Source organism: Bradyrhizobium sp. ORS 375 (genome assembly GCF_000239775.1).
Lineage (GTDB): Bacteria > Pseudomonadota > Alphaproteobacteria > Rhizobiales > Xanthobacteraceae > Bradyrhizobium.
In genome coordinates this window covers 1-20,727 of record NZ_CAFI01000365.1, presented here as the reverse complement: position 1 = coordinate 20,727, position 20,727 = coordinate 1, and the positions used below count along the sequence as shown (strand labels likewise).

17 protein-coding genes are annotated in these 20,727 nt (G+C 65.8%); 7 read left to right on the top strand and 10 right to left on the bottom strand.

Going from position 1 to position 20,727, the window contains the following annotated elements:
- Positions 1-399 precede the first annotated feature (399 nt).
- Positions 400-1,164, top strand: coding sequence for a phosphorylase (locus BRAO375_RS25535; protein ID WP_502688959.1), 765 nt, complete (start codon positions 400-402; stop codon positions 1,162-1,164).
- 249 nt (positions 1,165-1,413) lie between these two features.
- Here BRAO375_RS25535 and hpnH read toward each other — a convergent pair whose 3' ends face one another.
- Positions 1,414-2,562 carry an adenosyl-hopene transferase HpnH gene (hpnH, locus tag BRAO375_RS25525; protein WP_009030335.1) on the bottom strand — a complete coding sequence of 383 codons (1,149 nt, stop codon included), beginning with the start codon at positions 2,560-2,562 and terminating at the stop codon, positions 1,414-1,416.
- A 34-nt stretch (positions 2,563-2,596) separates the two neighbouring features.
- Entirely contained in the window at positions 2,597-3,523 is a 927-nt protein-coding gene (gene ispH / locus BRAO375_RS25520; protein WP_035642146.1) for a 4-hydroxy-3-methylbut-2-enyl diphosphate reductase, read from the bottom strand.
- Positions 3,524-4,003: 480 nt separating this feature from the next.
- Between ispH and hpnN the strand changes: the two genes are divergently transcribed.
- On the top strand, positions 4,004-6,592 hold the full coding sequence (hpnN, locus tag BRAO375_RS25515; protein ID WP_009030333.1) for a hopanoid transporter HpnN: 2,589 nt from the start codon (positions 4,004-4,006) through the stop codon (positions 6,590-6,592).
- An 85-nt stretch (positions 6,593-6,677) separates the two neighbouring features.
- Here the strand turns inward: hpnN and BRAO375_RS25510 are convergent, their stop codons facing one another.
- Positions 6,678-7,277, bottom strand: a complete 600-nt coding sequence (locus tag BRAO375_RS25510; RefSeq protein ID WP_035642157.1) for a DUF2147 domain-containing protein — start codon at positions 7,275-7,277, stop codon at positions 6,678-6,680.
- Positions 7,278-7,402: 125 nt separating this feature from the next.
- On the opposite strand from BRAO375_RS25510, the gene hpnO reads away from it, so the two are divergent.
- Entirely contained in the window at positions 7,403-8,794 is a 1,392-nt protein-coding gene (gene hpnO / locus BRAO375_RS25505) for an aminobacteriohopanetriol synthase HpnO (RefSeq protein ID WP_035642145.1), read from the top strand.
- A 201-nt stretch (positions 8,795-8,995) separates the two neighbouring features.
- Here hpnO and BRAO375_RS25500 read toward each other — a convergent pair whose 3' ends face one another.
- The 4 genes from BRAO375_RS25500 to BRAO375_RS25485 all read right to left on the bottom strand — a co-directional run bounded on the left by BRAO375_RS25500 (position 8,996) and on the right by BRAO375_RS25485 (position 11,723).
- Complete coding sequence (locus BRAO375_RS25500; RefSeq protein WP_009030330.1) at positions 8,996-9,796, bottom strand: anti-sigma factor family protein; 801 nt, start codon at positions 9,794-9,796, stop codon at positions 8,996-8,998.
- Positions 9,793-10,347, bottom strand: a complete 555-nt coding sequence (locus BRAO375_RS25495) for a sigma-70 family RNA polymerase sigma factor (protein ID WP_009030329.1) — start codon at positions 10,345-10,347, stop codon at positions 9,793-9,795. The genes BRAO375_RS25500 and BRAO375_RS25495 overlap by 4 nt, the downstream gene beginning before the upstream one ends.
- Before the next feature lie 94 nt (positions 10,348-10,441).
- Positions 10,442-10,768, bottom strand: coding sequence for a cupredoxin domain-containing protein (locus BRAO375_RS25490; RefSeq protein ID WP_009030328.1), 327 nt, complete (start codon positions 10,766-10,768; stop codon positions 10,442-10,444).
- A 10-nt stretch (positions 10,769-10,778) separates the two neighbouring features.
- Positions 10,779-11,723, bottom strand: coding sequence for a metallophosphoesterase family protein (locus BRAO375_RS25485; RefSeq protein WP_009030327.1), 945 nt, complete (start codon positions 11,721-11,723; stop codon positions 10,779-10,781).
- Positions 11,724-11,937: 214 nt separating this feature from the next.
- Between BRAO375_RS25485 and BRAO375_RS25480 the strand changes: the two genes are divergently transcribed.
- Positions 11,938-12,387 (top strand): acyltransferase family protein, encoded by a 450-nt coding sequence (locus tag BRAO375_RS25480; protein WP_009030326.1) that lies wholly within the window; start codon positions 11,938-11,940, stop codon positions 12,385-12,387.
- Between the two features lie 295 nt (positions 12,388-12,682).
- Here BRAO375_RS25480 and BRAO375_RS25475 read toward each other — a convergent pair whose 3' ends face one another.
- Positions 12,683-14,302 carry a GMC family oxidoreductase gene (locus tag BRAO375_RS25475; RefSeq protein WP_009030325.1) on the bottom strand — a complete coding sequence of 540 codons (1,620 nt, stop codon included), beginning with the start codon at positions 14,300-14,302 and terminating at the stop codon, positions 12,683-12,685.
- 185 nt (positions 14,303-14,487) lie between these two features.
- Between BRAO375_RS25475 and BRAO375_RS25470 the strand changes: the two genes are divergently transcribed.
- Entirely contained in the window at positions 14,488-15,657 is a 1,170-nt protein-coding gene (locus tag BRAO375_RS25470; RefSeq protein ID WP_009030324.1) for a M20 aminoacylase family protein, read from the top strand.
- Between the two features lie 68 nt (positions 15,658-15,725).
- Here BRAO375_RS25470 and BRAO375_RS25465 read toward each other — a convergent pair whose 3' ends face one another.
- Positions 15,726-17,207 (bottom strand): UdgX family uracil-DNA binding protein, encoded by a 1,482-nt coding sequence (locus tag BRAO375_RS25465; protein ID WP_009030323.1) that lies wholly within the window; start codon positions 17,205-17,207, stop codon positions 15,726-15,728.
- 162 nt (positions 17,208-17,369) lie between these two features.
- Complete coding sequence (locus tag BRAO375_RS25460; RefSeq protein WP_009030322.1) at positions 17,370-18,608, bottom strand: putative DNA modification/repair radical SAM protein; 1,239 nt, start codon at positions 18,606-18,608, stop codon at positions 17,370-17,372.
- Between the two features lie 186 nt (positions 18,609-18,794).
- On the opposite strand from BRAO375_RS25460, the gene BRAO375_RS25455 reads away from it, so the two are divergent.
- Both BRAO375_RS25455 and BRAO375_RS25450 read left to right on the top strand, forming a co-directional pair.
- Positions 18,795-19,589, top strand: coding sequence for an ImuA family protein (locus tag BRAO375_RS25455; RefSeq protein ID WP_009030321.1), 795 nt, complete (start codon positions 18,795-18,797; stop codon positions 19,587-19,589).
- Positions 19,483-20,727 (top strand): Y-family DNA polymerase (locus tag BRAO375_RS25450; protein ID WP_035642149.1); only part of this gene is annotated, 1,245 nt, incomplete at its 3' end. The genes BRAO375_RS25455 and BRAO375_RS25450, both read left to right, overlap by 107 nt.

Below are 20,727 nucleotides of genomic sequence, written 5' to 3'. Positions count from 1 at the left end.
CCGCCAACGCTGCGCGTTGCCGAGCTTGTCCGGGACGACGGCGGTGGGGCACGGCGAGACTCGGCGGCGCCGGCTGTACTGTCTCAGAATGCGGCCCCGGCGATCGCAGTCTCACATTTTCGTGGCGCAGTTCTTGCTTAAAGTTCCAGCATTGGTGGCGCTTAGTCCCGGCTGTTCCAGCGTGGAACAGTCGCCGGCGGGACCAAATGGCAACACCAGGTAAAAAACGCAGCGTGTGCGGGTGCAGTGCGGCGCAAACGGGGTTTCCTCGCGGATTTTTTCTGCGTAATCCTCGGTTTGTTAAGGTCTTTCCGCTCTGGCGCAGCCGCGGCTGAGGCTTTGGAACAAGAGACGGAGACGTCGGATCGCGGCGTCCGAGAAGGTGTCAGGGGTCGGATTGTGAAGTTGGGGATGGGGGACGACACGTCCACGGATCGCCCGATTGATCCGCGGCCGGTCTTGGTCGTGACGGGACTTGTGCAGGAGGCGCGCATCGCGGCCGGGCCTGGCATGATGGTCATCTGCAGTTCGAGCGATCCCAGGCAATTGCGCTCGCTGCTCACCGTGTTCGATCCGACCTCGATCCGCGGCGTCGTCAGCTTCGGCGTCGCCGGCGGCCTCGATCCGAGCCTCAAGGCCGGCGACATTGTCGTCGCCACCGAGGTCACCGCGGGCGATGCACGGTGGCTGTCCGGCCTGTCGCTGCGCGAAGAACACATCGCCCGCGCCGCGCTGAAGAAGCGCCGCGTGGTGCGTGGCGTGCTCGCCGGCGCCGAGGAAGTGGTGGTGGCGAAGGCCCGCAAGGCGGCGCTGCGCATGAAGACGGGCGCTGCCGCCGTCGACATGGAGAGCCATATCGCGGCCGCCTATGCCGCCGAGTACGGCCTGCCGTTCGCCGCGCTGCGCGTCATCTCCGATCCAGCCCACCGCACGCTGCCGTCTCTTGCCAAGGACGCGATCAAGCCGAACGGCGATATCGACCTGCCGATGATCCTGCGCGGCCTCGCTCGCAATCCGACCGTGCTGGGCGGCCTGGTGTCCACCGGCATCGAGTTCAACCGCGCCCTGCGCTCGCTGCGCGGCGCCCGTGACCTGCTGCTGAGCGGCCTGCTGGCGGCGGAGCACTTCCTCGAGAGCGAAACGCTGGCCGCCGCTGAGGCGTGAGTGGTCGCGTCGAGCTTCTGAAAGCGGCAGGACCTATTGCGCATTGATATGCGTGCTGTCGCGACTAACGCCCCTACTAATCGGTTACTCCGTCATGCCCGGGCTTGTCCCGGGCATCCACGTCGTTCTCAGTGTGCCGGCCGACGTGGATGGCCGGGACAAGCCCGGCCATGACGACGTCGAGAGTTGCTCGTACAAAAAAGGCCGCCGATTGCTCGGCGGCCTTTTTTCCGTCCATTGATCGATGCCTCAGGCCGCGGTCGAGGCCTTCTGCTGCGCTTCGACGGCCTCGTCGCGGCGGATCTCGGAGAGGCGCTTCTGGACCTCGGAGGAGAACACGTACTGCGCCGGGCGCTGCTTGGAGAGGTCGATCTCGGGCGCCATCGGGCCTTCGGTGCGGATGCCGCGCAGCGACACGGCCATCGCCTTGATCGGGTTGCTCAGCGCGGCATTGGCCGCGGTGGCCTCGTAGCCGCAATGCGCCATGCAGTCGGCGCACTTCTCGTACTTGCCGGTGCCGTAGGAATCCCAGTCGGTGGTCTCCATCAGCTCCTTGAAGGTCTTGGTGTAGCCTTCGCCGAGCAGATAGCAGGGCTTCTGCCAGCCGAAGATGTTGCGCGCGGGCATGCCCCAGGGCGTGCACTCGAATTCCTGGTTGCCGGCGAGGAAGTCGAGGAAGAGGCCGGAATGCATGAAGTTCCACTTCTTGCCCTTGCCGAGCTTGAAGACGTCGCGGAACAGCTGCTTGGTCTTGGTGCGGTTCAGGAAGTGCTCCTGGTCCGGCGCGCGCTCATAGGCATAGCCGGGCGACATCGTGACGCCGACGCCGAGCTCGGTGGTGAAGTCGAGGAACTTCGCGATCTCTTCCGCCGGGTGACCGTCGAACACCGTGGCGTTGACGTTGACCGTGAAGCCGCGCGCCTTGGCCGCCTTGATCGCGGAGACGGCGCGATCGAACACGCCCTTCTGCGACACGGCCTTGTCGTGGTGGTCGCGCAATCCGTCGAGATGCACCGAGAAGAACAGATAGGGCGAGGGCTCGAACAGATCGAGCTTCTTCTCCAGGAGCAGCGCGTTGGTGCAGAGCGAGACGAACTTCTTGCGCGCGACCAGGCCGCGCACGATCTCGCCGATCTCCTTGTGGATCAGCGGTTCGCCGCCGGGGATCGCGACCATCGGCGCGCCGCACTCGTCGGCGGCGTCCCAGCACTCCTGCGCGCTCATGCGGCGGTTCAGGATCGCATCGGGATAATCGATCTTGCCGCAGCCGGCGCACGCCAGGTTGCAGCGGAACAGCGGCTCCAGCATCAGCACGAGCGGATAGCGTTTCCGGCCGAGAAGCTTCTGCTTCATCAGATAGGCCCCGATACGCAGTTCCTTATGGAAGGGGATTGCCATTACGTCTCTTCTTTCTGGACCAAACGAGGACCGATCAGCCCGCGACCAGTTCGGCCGGCAGGCGGAATTCGATGTTTTCTTCCCGCCCCGGGACCACCGAGACCTGGACAGGTCCGATGCGCCGCAGGGCCGCGATGACGTCGTCGACGAGCACTTCCGGAGCCGAGGCGCCCGCGGTGATGCCGACGGCCTTGGCCTCCTTCAGCCAAATTGGATCAAGCTCGCTGCCATCCGCGATCAGATAGCTCGCGACACCGGCTTCGGTGCCGATCTCGCGCAACCTGTTCGAGTTGGAGCTGTTGGCGGCGCCCACCACCAGGATGACGTCCACCAGCTTGCTCAGGTCCCTTACCGCAGATTGCCGGTTCTGTGTCGCATAGCAGATATCCCGGATATCGGGACCTTGAAGGTCTGTAAAGCGGGCCTGTAGGGCCGAAATGATGTCCTTGGTGTCGTCCACGCTGAGCGTGGTCTGGGTGATATAGGCCATCGGGGTGTCCAATGGCAGGGGCAGGGCGGCCACATCGCCCACGTTCTGCACCAGATGGACCGGGCCGGGAACCTGGCCCATGGTTCCCTCGACCTCAGGGTGGCCGGCATGGCCGATCAGCACCAGGGTACGGCCCTTGGCCATGTAGCGCTTGCCCTGGTTGTGGACCTTGGTCACCAGCGGACAGGTGGCATTGAGCACCGGCAGGCCGCGCGCGGCGGCCTCTTCCTCCACCGAGCGGGCGACGCCGTGGGCGCTGAACACGGTAACGGCGCGCGGCGGCACCTCGGAGAGGTCCTCGACGAAGATCGCACCCTTGGCCTTGAGGCTCTCGACCACGTGCTTGTTGTGCACGATCTCGTGACGCACATAGACCGGCGGGCCGTGCTTCTCCAGCGCGCGCTCGACGATCTCGATCGCACGCACGACGCCAGCACAAAACCCGCGCGGTTGCGCGAGATACACCTGCAAGGGACGTCCGTCAGCCACGTTGCCTCACTTTCGACCTGCCACCTCCGTGCGTGCGTTGGGGTGCAATATCCGCACCAAGGCGATTGCCCCAATTTGCCCGCCGATGCGCATGGAAGCGCAGGCTTTGTGTCAAAAATCGAGCGGAGAGGAAAGCCGGTTTGCAAGTCGCTCGCATGTGACCTGTCGCACAGAGCGCCGACGGCACGAGTGGTAATTTAGTAATTATAAATTAATTCAATTATTTGAGTAGTTTAGGATGTCACTCGTTCGTCACTTTACCGCCGAGAACAGCCGCTATATCAGCCGCCCCGACGGTTCCGTGCATCGCTCGACCTGATCCGCCGTCCAGGGACCATCCTCGTCTGGGAAGGCTGGGGCCAAGACCCCGCCGGGGCCTGTTCCGAGCCTGGTGCTGGCTTGGGAACTCCGCCATGAAGCGGACGTTTCCGCCCAGCTCTCAAAACATGAGAAAGTCACGAAGTGCTGACCACGTTTGTCGTCTCGATCGTTAAGGCCTGCACCCGGTTTGCGTGGCCGACATTGATTGCGGGCCTGCTCTTGTCGGTAGGCGCGGGCATCTACACGGCGCGCCATTTCTCCATCAACACCGACATCAACAAGCTGATCTCGCCGGATCTGGATTGGCGCAAGCGCGACCAGCAATATGAGCAGGCGTTCGATCGCGACCGCATGATCCTGGGCGTGGTCGAGGCCGCGACGCCGGAGCTGACGGGCGTGGCTGCGGACGCACTGGCCAAGAAGCTCAAGAGCGACACCAAAAACTTCTCCTCGGTCGAGCTGCTCGGCGGCGGCGAGTTCTTCGCCAAGAACGGCCTCCTGTTCCTGCCCACCGAGGAAGTGAAGCAGCTCACCGGCCAGTTCACCGCGGCCGCGCCGCTGGTCGAGATCATGGCCGGCGATCCCTCGATCCGCGGCCTGACCGGCGCGCTGGAGACGGGTCTCGCCGGCGTCAAGCGTGGCCAGGTCCAGCTCGACAACGCGGCGCGACCGTTCGACTACATCTCGCAGACCGTCGAGACGGTGCTCGACAAGGGCGACGCGACCTTCTCCTGGCGCCAGCTGATCTCCGACAAGCCGCTCACCGACAGCGACAAGCGCGCCTTCATCCAGTTCAAGCCGATCCTCGACTATCAGGCGCTCGAGCCTGGCAAGGCCGCGACGGATGCGATCCGCCAGGCGGCCGCCGAGCTCGATTTCCCCAGCCGCTTCCACGCCCGCGTCCGGCTGACCGGACCGGTGCCGATCGCCAACGAGGAATACGCCACCGTGCAGGAGGGCGCCGTCGTCAACGGCATCGGCACCGTGGTCGTCGTGCTGATCATCCTGTGGCTGGCGCTGCACTCGGCCAAGATCATCTCGGCCGTGTTCATCAATCTGTTCATCGGTCTCGCGCTCACCACGGCGGTCGGCCTGATGATGGTCGGCTCGCTCAATCTGCTGTCGGTCGCCTTCGCCGTGCTGTTCATCGGCCTCGGCGTCGATTTCGGCATCCAATTCAGCGTCCGCTACCGGTCGGAGCGGTTCAAGAACGACGATCTGCCAGAGGCGCTTGCGGAAGCCGCGCGCCGTTCGGCCGTGCCGCTGTCGCTCGCGGCGATGGCAACCGCTGCCGGTTTTCTGTGCTTCCTGCCGACCGACTACAAGGGCATCTCCGAGCTTGGCGCCATCGCGGGCGCCGGCATGATCATCGCCTTCCTGTCCTCGATCACGGTGCTGCCGGCGCTCTTGAAGATTCTCAACCCGCCCGGCGAGAAGGAGCCGGTCGGCTACGCCTTCCTGGCGCCGGTCGATGAATTTCTCGAGAAGCACCGCGTGCCGATCATCGTCGGAACGCTCGGCCTGGTCATCGCCGGCCTGCCGCTGCTCTATTACATGAAGTTCGACTTCAACCCGATGAACCTGCGCAATCCGCACGCCGAGTCGATCGCGACCTATCTCGACCTGCGAAAGGATCCGAACACAGGGGCGAACGCCATCGACGTGCTGACCCGTTCGGAGAGCGACGCCAAGGCGATCGAGGCCAAGCTCGAGAAGTTGCCGGAAGTGGCACGCGTGATGTCGCTCGACAGCTTCGTGCCCGAGGATCAGCCGGCCAAGCTGAAGCTGATCGCGCAGGGCGCGAAGGTGCTCGGGCCTGCGCTTAACCCAGATCAAGTCGACGCGGCGCCGACCGACAAGGAGAATGTCGACGCGCTGAACTCGACCGTCGACAATCTCCGCCGCACCGCTGGAGACGGCAAGGGCCCGGGCGCGGTGGCGTCACGTCGCCTGGCCGACGCGCTCGCCAGGCTCGCCAGTGCCAGCGAGGCCGTGCGCAACAAGGCGCAGGACGTGTTCGTCGAGCCGTGGAAGATCACGCTGACGCAGCTCAGCGCCACCCTGCAGGCCCAACCGGTCACGCTGGCGAACCTGCCGCCCGAGCTGGTGTCGCAGTGGAAGAGCAAGGACGGCCTGATTCGCGTCGAGGCGCAGCCGAAGGGCGATCCGAACGACAACGACAATCTCCGGCGGTTCGCCAATGCCGTGCTGAGCGCCGAGCCCAACGCGATCGGCGGCCCGGTCTCGATCCTCAAGTCCGGTGACACGATCGTGAAGGCGTTCATTCACGCCGGCATCTACTCTCTGGTCGTGATCGGCCTGCTGCTGTGGGTGACCTTGCGCCGCTTCTCCGACGTGCTGATGACCTTGGTTCCGCTGCTGGTTGCCGGCGCCGTCACGCTCGAGATCTGCGTGCTCATCAAGCTGCCGCTGAACTTCGCCAACATCGTCGCGCTGCCGCTGCTGCTCGGCATCGGTGTGGCCTTCAAGATCTACTACGTGGTGGCTTGGCGTGGCGGCCGCACCAATCTTCTGCAAACGAGTCTCACGCGGGCGATCTTCTTCAGCGCCCTGACCACGGCGACTGCCTTCGGAAGCCTGTGGCTGTCCAGCCATCCCGGCACATCCAGCATGGGCAAGCTGCTGGCGCTGTCGCTGGTCACGACGCTGGCCGCCGTGCTGCTGTTCCAGCCGGCCCTGATGGGCAAGCCGCGCGAGGTTCACGAATAGGCGATCCCGTCGGCAAAATGGATGCGCAAGAAAAAAAGCGGCCGATGCACTCGGCCGCTTTTTTGTCTGGCTAATGAGAGCCGCGTCAGTGGGGGCGGGCCACGTCCGGCAGCAGGCAGATGTCGCCGATCTGATCGGCAGGCTTCGCGGCCGGTTTGGCCGTTGCCGCGGCTGCGCTATGGGCAGCTCCCGTCGTCGTCTTGGGGGCAGGGGCCGGAGCGATTGGTTTCGTTGTACCTTTGGCCATGCTGTTCACCGGGCTCGACGGGATTGGCGGGCCGACCCGCGTCCAGGTCTCGCCGCCGCACAGGAAGCCGAGGACGCAACCCTTGATCTCCAGGTGATCGGGATCCGTCGGGGTAATGGTGGAGTTGTACAGCTGGCCATCCTTGGCGTTGTAGACTTGGCCTTCCCAGGCGTCCGCGCCGGGCTTCTTCTTCATGTCGATCAGGATCGGCATGCCCAAGGTCGGGCGGCTCTGCCGGGCCGGATCTGGATTGTTGACGTCCCGGCCGCCCGGAGTCTTCTCCCAGGCCACCACGCCCCACATGCTGCCATTACATTGTGCGACTCGGATGTTGGCGACGCCGTCGGCAACCCGCCAGTCACCTGTGGGGTCGGCCGCGAGCGCAGAAGAAATTCCTGCTGCGAACACCACTGCAGAGTATGCTATCGTTGTCGACATGAGAGATCTAAGGCGATGCAACATTGGCAGAAACCCGTGCTTGCTTTGATGGTGCGAATGAGGGCAAAACGCCGCATTGCGCGTTTTCAGTTGACGTCACGTCCATCAACCGAAGTATGTAGCCGATGCTAAAGCCCAATCTAGACGTTTCCGAGATGTTTGTGGAGCGCCAGGCGCAGCGCAGCACCATGCATTCTCGGCATCTGAACGAGCAACTCGTTCGGGTCCTGAAGACGATTGGATATGATGTCGGGTTCCAAAAGGGACAAGGGCAGTATCTCTACGATCGTGACGACGCGAAGTACCTCGATCTGCTCAGCGGATTTGGCGTTTTTGCAATTGGCCGCAACCATCCGACCTTGCGTGACGCGCTGAAGAGCGTGCTCGACAGCGATCTGCCCAACCTCGTTCAGCTCGATGTGTCGACCCTGGCGGGCGTTCTTGCCGAGCGGCTGCTGGAATATGTCCCGTATCTGGACAAGGTGTTCTTCGCCAATTCCGGCGCTGAGACGGTCGAGGCCGCGATCAAATTCGCGCGGGGTGCCACGGGACGTCCGGGTATCGTCTATTGCGGGCATTCCTACCATGGCCTCACCTACGGCGCGCTGTCGCTGACCGAGGATTCCAACTTCCGCAACGGCTTCGAGCCGCTGCTGCCAGGTTGCACGGCCGTTCCCTTCAACGATCTCGCGGCGCTCGAGCAGGCGCTGTCATCACGCGAAATTGCTGCGTTCATCGTCGAGCCGATCCAGGGCAAGGGCGTCAACATGCCCACCGACGAGTTCCTGCCGGGCGCCGCAGCGCTGTGCAAGAAATACGGCTCGCTGTTCATCGCTGACGAGATCCAGACCGGCATGGGACGCACGGGCCGGTTCCTCGCGGTGGAACACTGGAACGTCGAGCCCGACATGGTGCTGCTGTCGAAGGCGCTGTCTGGCGGTCACGTTCCGGTCGGCGCGCTGCTCACCCGCAAGGCCATCTTCGACAAGATCTTCAACCGTATGGATCGTGCCGTTGTGCACGGATCGACCTTCGCCAAGAACGATCTCGCCATGGCTGCGGGCATTGCCACGCTCGAGGTGCTCAAGGCCGAGAAGCTGATCGAGGCCGCCGCCAAGCGCGGCGCCGAGCTGCGCCTGGCGCTGACGCGGATGGTGCCCGGCTATGAGCTGCTCAAGGAAGTGCGCGGCAAGGGCCTGATGATCGGCGTGGAGTTCGGCCCGCCGAAATCGCTGCGTCTCAAGGCGTCCTGGACCATGCTGGAGAGTGCCAACAAGGGCCTGTTCTGCCAGCTCATCACGGTGCCGTTGTTCAAGGACCATAAGATTCTCACCCAGGTCGCCGGCCACGGCCTGCACACCATCAAGCTGCTCCCGCCGCTGACGATCACCGAAGAGGACTGCGCCTGGATCGAGCGCGCCTTCGACGACGTCATCGCCCAGAGCCACAAGGTCCCCGGCGCGATCTGGTCGCTCGGCAAGACCCTGGTCGACAACGCGATCCGCAAGTCGGCCTAAGGCTCCTCGCCTTCCGAAGGATAGGAAGGCGCCTATCTCGGCATACTCACTGTCATCGCCCGGCTTGACCGGGCGATCCAGTACGCCGAGACGGTTGTGATCACCTCATGGGCCGCGGCGTACTGGATGCCCGCCTGCGCGGGCATGACAGCGGGGATGCGGCTCTTATCAATCGCCGTCATTGCGAGCGAAGCGGTTGCCTCAGCTGCTCCCGCTCATCGCCCGCTCGAACCGCTCGCCGAATTCGTTGAGCTCGTCGGTGTTGATGTCGCTCACCGCCCAGTAGCTGAGGCCGCGGTCGCGCCAGCTGCGGATGTTGAAGCCTTGGAGAGCATCCAGCCGCGCCGCGCGGCGCTCGGTCGAGGACGTCTGGGCTACGAACAGATTGATCACGTGCTGCCGCCGGCGATAGACCACCGCGCCGATGGCGCGCGCGTCGACATAATCGAGCCGGCCGCCGACCAGAGTGAATCCCTCGGCGGTGAGGTCGATGACCGGCGGCGCGACATCGAGCTTGCCGTTGAACCAGGGTTTCACCGTGTGCTGGTCGGTCGAGATCACGTCGGTGAGGTGGCCGGCCTGCAGCGAGCGCAGATGCGCCGAAACGATCTCGGCTTCGATCCGTTGCTGGTCGTCGTTGCGCAGCACGATCGCAACGAGCCCTGTGGCTGCAAGAGCCGACACGGCCGAGCCGAGCGCGAACCCTCTCAGCAACGAGCGACGGCTGGGCGGCGCGGCGAGTGGCGTCACGTTGGACGGCTGCAGCGGCTGCAGCGGCTGCACCGGCGGCAGCGCGGCCTCGATGCGCTCCCGCAATGCGGCCGGCGCCTTGAAGGTCAGGTCGGCGGTGGCGAGCGCCTGCTTCATCTGCCTGATCGCAGCGAATTCAGCGGCGCAGCGCGGGCAGCTCGCAACATGAGCTTCGACCTCGCGCGCGTGGCCCGCGTCGAGCTCGCCGTCGGCCAGTGCGTGGATCAGGATCTCGGCCTCGTCGCAGGTCATGGCTTGGTTTCCTCCTGCGCGAGCCAGGCTGTGCGCAGCATTGCGCGGGCTCGCGCCAGCCGCGACATCACGGTGCCGACCGGCACACCGGCGGCCTCGGCGATCTCGCGATAGGATAGGTCATTGATCTCGCGCAGCACGAAGGTCTCGCGAAACGGCTCGGCCAGCGTGTCGATCAGCCGCTGGATCGCCGACGCGTCGCGCTCGCGCAGCACGGCGCCCTCCGGCGTCTCGGCGCTCTCTTGCCAGAGCGGCGCTTGCTCGGCCGCCCCTGGAGTCTCGTCGAGCGCCTTGACCGGCGCTCCGGCGCGGCGGGCGAATTCGGCATGGCAGACATTGCGCAGGATCGCGAACAGCCACGGCTTCATCTGAGGACCGCGATAGGTGTCGAAGTGCTTCAGCGCGCGCAGATAGCATTCCTGCACGGCGTCCTCGGCGTCGGCGGGATTGCGCAAGAGGTAGCGCGCCAGCGTGTAGACGTCGTCGAGATAGGGCAGCGCCGCCTCGCGGAAGCGCCGCGCCCTCTCGGGATCGTCCTGTGATGGGGTCACCGGTTGTCCTTCCGGTTCGGGGCGCGACATCACGGCCGGAGCGGCTTGCAGCCGGAGCGGCCGTGATGCTGTTCTCATGCCCTGGTTGGCGATGCTACTCAACCCTCACCATCCCCGTCATGTGCGGATGCAGCGAGCAGAAATATTTGTAGTCGCCGCTCGACGCGAAGGTGAACGAGAAGCTGTCTTCGGTATCCAGCGTCTTCGACCGGTATTTGCCCGCCGACACCACTGTATGCGGAATGTCGTCGTGGTTGGTCCAGGTGACGGTGTCGCCGACCTTCACGGTCACTTCGGCCGGCGTGAAGGTGAAGTTGTCGATGGTGACCTTGATGGTCTCGGCATGCAGCGGCGCGGCGCCGAGCAGAGCGGCCGTGAAGGCGAGGCGGATGCTTCGACCCAGCGAGACGGGCTTGACCATGACGCGATCCTCAGCCCGCCAGCGGCGTGTCGATGATGGCGAGCCGCTCGTCGCCGACCTTGAAGTCGATGCTGGCGATGCCGAGCAGGCTGCGCAGTCTGGCATCCTCGACCTTCATCGGCCCGGGCGAGGCCGCCGTGCCCGGTGCCGGCTGCGGAAATGCGGTCGAGCGCGCGGTGTGGAAGGTGACGTTGCCCTCGACCTTCTGCATCACCTGATGGATATGGCCGTTCAGCACCGTGACCGAGCCGAAGCCTTTGAGAAAGTCCAGCGCGCGGCCGCCGTCCTCGGTGCCCCAGCCCCATTGCGGATACACCGTCCACAGCGGGATATGCGCGAACACCACCACCGGCTGCGACTTCGAGCGGCCCTTGAGATCCTGCTCCAGCCAGGCGAGCTGCTCGGCGCCGAGATTGCCGAGCCCGCCGGCCTTGAGATCGACGACGTTGACCAGCCCGATGAAGTGCACGCCGCCTGCGTCGAACGAGTACCAGCCGGCGCCGCGCGTGCCCTTGCCGTAGCGCTCCTTGTAGAGCTTGACCTCCTCGTCGAGGAAATCATGCTCGCCCGGCACATAGTGCACGTCGAGCCTGGTCTGCGAGATGATCCGGTCGGCATCATCGAACTCGGCCGCCTTGGACAGATGCGAGATGTCGCCGGTGTGGATCATGAAGGCCGGCTTGACCGGCATCGCCTTGATGCGGTTCACCGCCTCTTCCAGCGTGCCGATCGCATTGGGATTGGCCGGCTTGTCGAAGCCGACATGGCTGTCGCTGATCTGCAGGAAGGTGAGGCCGGAGGCCTTCTGCCCGGCCGCGCGCGCGGCGTCGACCAGGCCGAGCGAGCGCGGCACGCCGCCCGACAGCGTCCAGAGCACGCCGGTGCCGGCCCATGTCATGCATTCCAGGACCTTGCGGCGGCTGGCGCCGCTATCATTGTGATCGTCGAAGCTCATCGTCGTCTCCCGTGGCCCGTCATCGGGCTTGCGGGGAGGAGAGTGGTTTCGTTGCGCGTTTATTCCCGGCATCCCGCATCTGGCTGGGCATTGACGCGTTCGTGATCGCGCGGGCAGGGAGTCGGATCGGATTGTTCAAGCAGGATGTCATCCGCCGTGAGGTCTGCAAGGTATAAGACCGGCATTCGTACAGCTGACCACCGGACCGACGTCGATGCATGAGCGCGTGACTCCAGCCCTGCCGCAGGCCGAAGCGACCGGCGGCCGGATCGTCGCGCTCGACCGCGCCAGGACCTTCATCACGCTCTCGGTCGTGCTCTATCACTCTGCGATCAACTACACCTATTTCGGCCAGGGCGGCGATCGCATGCACTGGCTCGGCTTCGAATTGGTCGCGCTGTTCAACGACAGCTATTTCATGTCCTGCATGTTCTTCATTTCAGGCCTGTTCGTGCCGGCGAGCCTGGCGCGGCGCGGTCCGCCGGACTACCTCGGCGGCCGCGCGTTGCGGCTCGGCGTGCCCTACATCGCGTCGATCTTCGTGATCATGCCGATCGCCTACTACCGATACTATGTCGCGGAGGATCACTTCTTCACGGTGTGGTGGCGGATGATCAGCGAAGGCCCGTGGCCATCGGGCTGCTGCAGCGGATTCCGCTGGTAGCGCGGATCATCTGAAGCAAAGGTGCAGTCTTATTCGTCAACACGAGCGTCCTTGTGAGGAGCCGAAGGGACGCAGCAATCCAGAGCCGGGTTGGGCCCCTGGATTGCTTCGCTGCGCTCGCAATGACGATTGTGGCGGGCACCTCTCGTCCCGCGAACTCCGTCATCGCGAGCGCAGCGAAGCGATCCAGGGGCCGTGGGGGGCTAATCAGGATTGTATCTGCTGTCGCCTTTCCGGCTGTGGCGGACGGGTTGGGCGCTCGCAATGACGGCGTATTTATTCGGGACGCCAGCGTTTACCGCCCATCCTCCAGGATCATCATCGCCGCCTTCTCCGCGATCATCGCCGTCGGCGTGTTGGTGTTGCCCGAGGTGATGGTCGGCATGATCGAGGCGTCGGCGATGCGCAGGCCCTGGAGGCCGCGGAAGCGCAGCCGTTCATCGACGACCGCCATCGGATCGTCTGATGTGCCCATCTTTGCCGTGCCGACGGGATGGAAGATCGTGGTGCCGATGTCGCCGGCGGCCTTGGCGAGCGCGGCATCGTCGTCGCCGACGGCAGGGCCGGGCAGATATTCCTCCGGCTTGTAGGGCGACAGCGCGCTCTGCTTCATCAGCCGCCGCGTGACGCGGATGGCATCGGCGGCAACCTGACGGTCATCCTCGGTCGCAAGATAGTTCGGCGCGATCGATGGCGCCTCCTCGATCCTGGCTGAGCGGATGCGTACCGTGCCGCGCGAGGTCGGCCGCAGATTGCAGGCGCTGACCGTGATGGCGGGAAAGCGGTGCAGGGGATCGCCGAACTTGTCGAGCGACAGCGGCTGGACGTGGAACTGGATATTGGCGCGGTCGCGCGTGCCATCCGAGCGCGTGAAGATGCCGAGCTGCGATGGCGCCATGGTCAGCGGCCCGCGCCGCCGGAAGGCGTAGTCGAGACCCATCAGGCCGCGCCGCATCAGCGAGTAGTACGTCTCGTTCAGCGTCTTCACGCCCGAAACCTTGTAGATCGCGCGCTGCTGCAGATGATCCTGCAGATTGCGGCCCACGCCGGGCTTGTCGACGATAACATCGATGCCAAGTTCGCCGAGCCAGTCCGCCGGGCCGATGCCGGAGCGCTGCAGCACCTGCACCGAACCGATCGAGCCGGCGCTGAGGATCACCTCGCCCTTGGTCCGCGCCTCGATGGTCTCGCCGTTCTGCTGAAAGCGCACGCCGACCGCACGGCCGTTCTCGACGATCAGACGTTCGACCAGGACATTGGTCTCGAGCCGCAGGTTCTGCCGGGTCAGCGCCGGCTTGAGGAAGCCCCGCGCGGACGACCAGCGCCGGCCGCGCTTCTGGTTGACGTGGAAATAGCTGATGCCTTCATTGTCGCCGGTATTGAAATCCGGGATGCGGCGGATACCCATCTGCTCGGCGGCATCGCCGACGGCGTCCAGCACCGCCCAGGACAGCCGGGGCGCCTCGATCCGCCAGCCGCCGCCGACACCATGGTGCTCGCTCTCGCCCAGGAAATGATCCTCCAGCTTGCGGAACACCGGCAGCACGTCGGAATAGGACCAGCCGGCCAGGCCGAGCTGGCGCCAATGGTCGTAGTCGGCGGCCTGGCCGCGCATCGAGATCATGGCGTTGATCGCCGAGCAGCCGCCGATCACCTTGCCGCGGGGATAGGCCAGCGAACGGCCGTTCAGGCCCGGCTCGGCCTCGGTGCGAAACATCCAGTCGGAGCGGGGATTGCCGATCGCGAAGAGGTACCCGACCGGAATATGGAACCAGATCCAATTGTCGTGGCCGCCGGCCTCGAGGATCAGGACCCGGGTCTTCGGATCCACCGACAACCGGTTGGCGAGGATGCAGCCGGCCGTGCCGGCACCCACCACGATGTAGTCGTAATCCCCTTCGAGCTGACGCGGCATCGGCATTCCCTTCCCATCGTTGCCAGGCTTTTAGTCAGGCGGAGCAGGGCCGGACAAGCGCCACGTTCATGGCTGGTTGACCGAGCCATGAGACGGGCGCAGCCCGGATCATGCTCAGATCTTGGGCGGTGCGACTTTTGCATGCTACAACGGCTCAAATCCCTTCTGGAGTTACGAGATTTCCCATGCCCATCGTCAACCGCGTCGCCGATCTGCAGCCCGACATCCAGGCCTGGAGGCGTGACATCCATTCGCATCCGGAGCTGCTCTATGAGGTGCACCGGACAGCGGCCTTCGTCGCCGATCGGCTGCGCGAGTTCGGCTGTGACGAGGTGGTCACGGGCCTTGGCAAGACCGGCGTGGTCGGCGTCATCAAGGGCCGCAAGCCGGGCCATGGCGACGTGAAAGTGCTGGGGCTGCGCGCGGACATGGACGCGCTGCCGATCGAGGAGGCGACCGGCCTGCCTTATGCCTCGAAGACTCCGGGCATGATGCATGCCTGCGGTCATGACGGCCACACCGCCATGCTGCTCGGCGCCGCGCGCTATCTCGCCGAGACCCGCAATTTCGCCGGTGAGGTCGCCGTGATCTTCCAGCCGGCCGAGGAGGGCGGCGGCGGCGCCGATGCGATGATCAAGGACGGCCTGATCGAGCGCTTCAAGATCGACCAGGTCTACGGCATGCACAATGGCCCGGGCCTGCCGGTCGGCGCCTTCGCCATCCGCCAGGGGCCGCTGATGGCCTCGACCGACTCGGTCGACATCACCATCGAAGGCCATGGCGGCCACGCCGCCAAGCCGCATAACTGCATCGACTCGCTGATGGTCGGCGCTCAGCTCGTCACGGCGCTGCAGCAGATCGTGGCACGCAACGTCGACCCGCTGGAGGCGGCGGTGCTGTCGATCTGCGAGTTCCACGCCGGCAATGCCCGCAACGTGATCCCGCAGAGTGCCGTGCTGCGCGGCACCGTCCGCACGCTGACGCCGAAGGTTCGCGAGCTGATGGAGAAGCGGGTCCGCGAGGTCGTCACCGGCGTCGCCCAGATGACCGGCGCCAAGATCGACCTGGCCTACACCCGCGGCTATCCCGTCGTGGTCAACCACGCCGAGCAGACCGAGATCGCCATCCGCGCCGCCAAGGAGGTCGCAGGCGACGCCAACGTGCACGAGATGCCGCCGATGATGGGCGGCGAGGATTTTGCCTACATGCTCGAAGCCCGCCCCGGCGCCTTCATCTTCGTCGGCAACGGCGACTCGGCCGGCCTGCATCACCCCGCCTACAATTTCAACGACGAGGCGATCGTCTACGGCACCTCGTTCTTCATCAAGGTGGTGGAGAACACGCTGGCGGCGTGAGCTTCGGCCAGTAACGCTCTCGTCGAATGGCCGGGCTCGTCCCGGCCATTTGCATTCCGGCCGCAGCGTCAGGCGGCGTGGGCGCGCTTGAGCGCGGCGGCGGCGATCTTCAGGTCTTTGACGAACAGCGCGTACTCCCGTGCCTTGGCCTCGGCATCAGGCAGCCGGAGCAGGTAGGACGGGTGCACGGTGATCATCGCCTTGGACCCCTCGGGCAGGTCGACGATGTGGCCGCGGTTCTTTGTGACCTGGGTGATCTTGCCGAACACCGACTGTGCGGCGGTCGCGCCCATTGCGACGACCAGGGCCGGCCGGACGGCGGCAAGCTCGCGCTCGTACCATTGGCGACAGGCCCTGATCTCCGGCGTCGCCGGCTTCTGGTGCAGCCGGATCTTGCCGCGCGGCACGAACTTGAAGTGCTTCACGGCATTGGTGACGTAGACCTTGGAGCGGTCGATGCCGGCCTCCTCCAGCGCGCGATCGAGCATCTGGCCGGCCGGGCCGACGAAGGGATGCCCGGCGAGGTCCTCCTTGTCGCCGGGTTGCTCGCCGACCAGCATCAGGGACGCATGCTCCGGGCCTTCGCCGAACACGGTCTGCGTCGCATCCTTCCACAGCGGGCAGGCGCGGCAGGCAGCGGCCTCTTCACGCAACGTCTGAAGATCGGTCGCCTCGACATCACGTGAGATCTGAGCAGCAGGCGCGTGCGCTGTCGGCTTGCGGGTCATCGCGGTCTCCTCGACGCGTTTCTGCGGCTTGTGGGGTTCGGTGCCGGGCTCTGCGATCATGTGCGAGGTGCGCCGGCTGGCCTCCGCGATCAGCGGCTGGATCAGCTTCGCTTCAGGCAGGTTCTGCCAATATTTCTTCGGCATCTCCTTCTCCATCGCCTTCACTTTCAGCCGTGCCGGATTGAAAATGCTGGCGTAATAGCGCAGCCACACCTCTTCGAGCCGGTCTTCGGTCGGGGCTTCAGCCTTGCTCACGCCCGGCGTGAACGACACGCGGCTGCCGTCCCAATGGGCGCAGAGCTCCGGCGTCAGGATCGACCAGGGCATGTCGGCGAAGCGGCGGGCGAAGAACGGAGCTGCGCGTTCGACGATATGATGCTCCGGCTCGAACCAGGCGACATAGCGCGCCTCGCGCTCGCGGCCGACCTCGCGGAAGCGGACGAAGGCGTGCATCTTGTGGACGTCGCGGCGCACGGCGCGGGCCAGCGCATTCGCCTGGGCGACGTCGGGATCGGTCGCGATGTCCATCAGGTCGTGGTTGGTGCGCAGACGCCACAGCAGCCGGTAGAGCAGGGCGAAGCGGTTGGGGTCGCTGTGCAGGATCGCGCTTTCGGCGAGCTCCATGAAGCTCGCGGGCACTGAGAATGCGCCCTTCGGGACATCGGGCAGCCGTGTCTCCGACTGATCGTCGAACAGATCAGCCGCCGCGCCCTTCACCCGCCAGCTCACATCGGCGGCCCTGACATCGTTCATCGCCAGCGCCCGCGCCGCCTTGCGCCAGCCGTCGAAATCGGTGTCGCTGTCGAGGGTTACGACGTGCATTTCACCTCTCTCGTCATGGCGAGCGAAGCGCCATCGTTGTCGTCATTCCGGGGCGATGCGCAGCATCGAACCCGGAATCTCGAGATTCCGGGTCTGGTCCTTCGGACCATCCCGGAATGACAGCGACTGCGTTGGCTTCGTCCCTCGCGATGACGGCTTCTGTTAGAATCCAAATCCCAGCTGCTGCGGTTTTGGCCGCAGCCGGGCTCTGAGGCTGGCGCCGTCGAGCAAAGACGGCGACGGCCGGTGGTCGGAGAGAACGATGAACGGCAGCGCCTTGTTCCTGACAACGTTGAGCTGGGCGAGATCCGCGAAGCGGATCGTGGTGGTTCGGCGCGTGGCGAGAATGCGCTGCACGGTGCGGGTGCCGAAGCCGGGCACGCGCAGCAGCTCTTCGCGGCTGGCGGTGTTGATGTCGAGCGGGAAGCGGTCGCGGTGGCGCAGCGCCCAGGCGAGCTTGGGGTCGATGTCGAGCGGCAGCATGCCTTCGCCTTCCTCGACGATCTCCTCCGCATCGAAGCCGTAGAACCGCATCAGCCAGTCGGCCTGGTACAGCCGGTGCTCGCGGACGAGCGGCGGGGCCTGCAGCGGCAGCGCGCGGCTGGCATCGGGGATCGGGCTGAAGGCGGAGTAATAAACGCGCTTGAGCTTGTAGGCGCCGTAGAGATTGGCCGAGGTCGACAGGATGGTGCGGTCGTTGGCGGCATCCGCACCGACGATCATCTGCGTGCTCTGGCCGGCCGGCGCGAAGCGCGGCGGCCGGGCGCGGCGCACGGTCTTCTTCGCCTCCGCCGTCTCGTCGAGCTTGAGCCGCAGGCGGCCCATGGTGCGGCGGATCGCGCGCTGGTCCTTCTCCGGCGCCAGCTTGGTCAGGCTGTCCTCCAGCGGCGTCTCGATGTTGATGCTGAGCCGGTCGGCATATTTGCCGGCCTCCGCGATCAGCGCCTCGTCGGCCTCCGGAATCGTCTTCAGATGGATGTAGCCGCGGAAGCGATGCTCCTCGCGCAATTTGCGCGCGACCGAGACGACCTGCTCCATCGTGTAGTCGGGACTGCGGATGATGCCCGACGACAGGAACAGCCCCTCGATGTAGTTGCGGCGATAGAAGTCGATCGTGAGCTTCACCACCTCGTCGACCGTGAAGCGGGCGCGCGGCACGTTGGAGGAGGCGCGGTTGACGCAATACAGGCAGTCGAAGTTGCAGGCGTTGGTCAGCAGAATCTTGAGCAGCGAGATGCAGCGTCCGTCCGGCGCATAGGAATGGCAGATGCCCATGCCCGGCGCCGTCGAGCCGAGCCCTTTGCCGTCACGGGAATCCCGCATCTCCGTACCGCTGGAGGCGCAGGACGCGTCATACTTGGCGGCATCGGCCAGGATCTCCAGTTTGCGCAGCAGCTCCATGCTTTTGAATCCCTTTGATTCCACTCGTTGAATCGGCCCCGGGTCAATCCCGATTGACTCTCTCGGACGCGTTAGCTTTATATTAGAACGTATCATGAACAAAGAGGTTCGTCGCGGGTTCAACTGCCTGCATTCATTTTGAAGAACGGCAGCACCCGCACGATGGATTGAAAGGAGCGGCGACGGATGACCGGCGCACGCATGGATACGCTCGCGCGTCTGCGCGGCCGCATTGCCCGGCTCGAGGCGGCCGATGGCGCGCATGATCTGCGCCGGGTCGCGCTCGGCCATGACGAGGCGGACGCGGTGCTGCAGGGCGGGCTCGCCACCGGCGCGCTGCATGAGGTGTTCGCCGAGGCCGGCCGCCAGGCGGCGGCCGCGACCGGCTTCGTGTGCGGCTTGGCTGCGCGCGTCGCCGCGCGGCGGCCGCTGATCTGGATCCGGCAGGATTTTGCCGAGCGCGAGGCCGGCGCGCTGTCGATGAGCGGGCTCGCCGAGCTCGGGCTCGACCCGCGCCGTCTCGTGGTCGTGCGCGCGCCCGATCTCGATCACGCCCTGCGCACCGCGGCCGATGCGCTCGCCTGCGATGCGCTGGGCGGCGTGATGCTGGAGGTGTGGGGCGAGACACAGAAGCTCGATCTCGTCGCCAGCCGCAAGCTCACCCTGGCGGCGCAGGAGTCCGGCGTGACCGCGCTGCTGCTGCGCGTCGCCGCCACGCCGGAGCCCTCGACCGCGGAGACGCGCTGGATGGTGCGCACCGCGCCGTCGCCGGTGGTGGCGCCATGGATGGCGTGGGGCGCGCCGCGCCTCGATGCCGAGCTCATTCGCAACCGTCACGGCCAGACCGGACGATGGATCATGGAGTGGATGCCCGATGCGTGCCGTTTCAGCGAACCGGCGGCGGATCCTCAGCCTGTGGCTGCCGCGCCTGCCCATCGAGCGCATCAAGCGTCAGCAGGCTTTGACCGGCGCTCCGCCTGAGGCGAAGCCGCAGGTCGTCGTCATCAAGGACGCCAATGCGCTCTTGATCCATTCGCTCGACGAGGCGGCGGCGCGGCATGGCGTGTCGCACGGCCAGCCCTTGGCGAATGCCCGCGCCGTCTGTCCCGATCTCGTCGCGCACGAGGCCGATCTCGCCGCCGATGCCAAATTGCTGGAGAGCATCGCCGACTGGTGCGATCGCTTCACGCCGCTGGTGGCGCTCGATCCGCCGCACGGGCTGTCGCTCGACATCACCGGCTGCGTGCATCTGTTCGGCGGCGAGGCGAAGCTGATGCAGTCGGTCTGCGATGCGCTGACCGCGCATGGCCTCACCGTGTCGGCGGCGATCGCCTCCAATGCGGTGTGCGCGCGGACGCTGAACCGGCAGGTGCATGGCCGTATCGTGCCGGATGGCGAGGAGGCGGCGGCGGTCTCGGCCCTGCCGGTGGCAGCCCTCGGCGGCAGCGACGCCATCACGCTCGGCCTGCGCCGCGCCGGCCTCAAGACCATCGGCGACGTCGCCTCGCGCGGCCGCAACGAGATCACCGCGCGGTTCGGCGCCGCCTTCACCCGCGTGCTGGCGCAGGCGCTGGGCGAGGCGGATGCGCCGATCAGCCCGCGCAAGGTGCCGCCGGACTACATCGTCGACAAACGTTTTGCCGAGCCGGTCGCGACCGACACGGTGATCGCGGCGAGTCTCTCCAGCCTCGCCACGATGCTGGTGGCGGCGATGGCGCAGCAGGGCAAGGGCGCGCGGCGGCTGGAGGCCTGCTTCTTCCGCACCGACGGATTGGTGCGTGTCATCGCGGTCGACACCGGCCAGCCGGTGACGGACGCCGCCGTGATCGACCGTCTGTTCCGCGAGCGGCTGGAGGCGTTGAACGATCCGCTCGATCCCGGCTTCGGCTTCGACATGATCCGCCTCGCCGCCGGCCGCAGCGAGATCGTGGTGCAGCAGCAGCGCGATCTCGACGCGCATGTCCACGACAATGACGAACTGTCGGCCCTGATCGACCGCATCGCCGCGCGCATCGGCGGAAAACGCGTCGTCGTGCATCTGCCGGTCGACACGCATGTCCCCGAGCGCGCGGCGCTGCCGCTGCCGGCGCAGCACAATCTCGCGGCGACCAGCACCGCC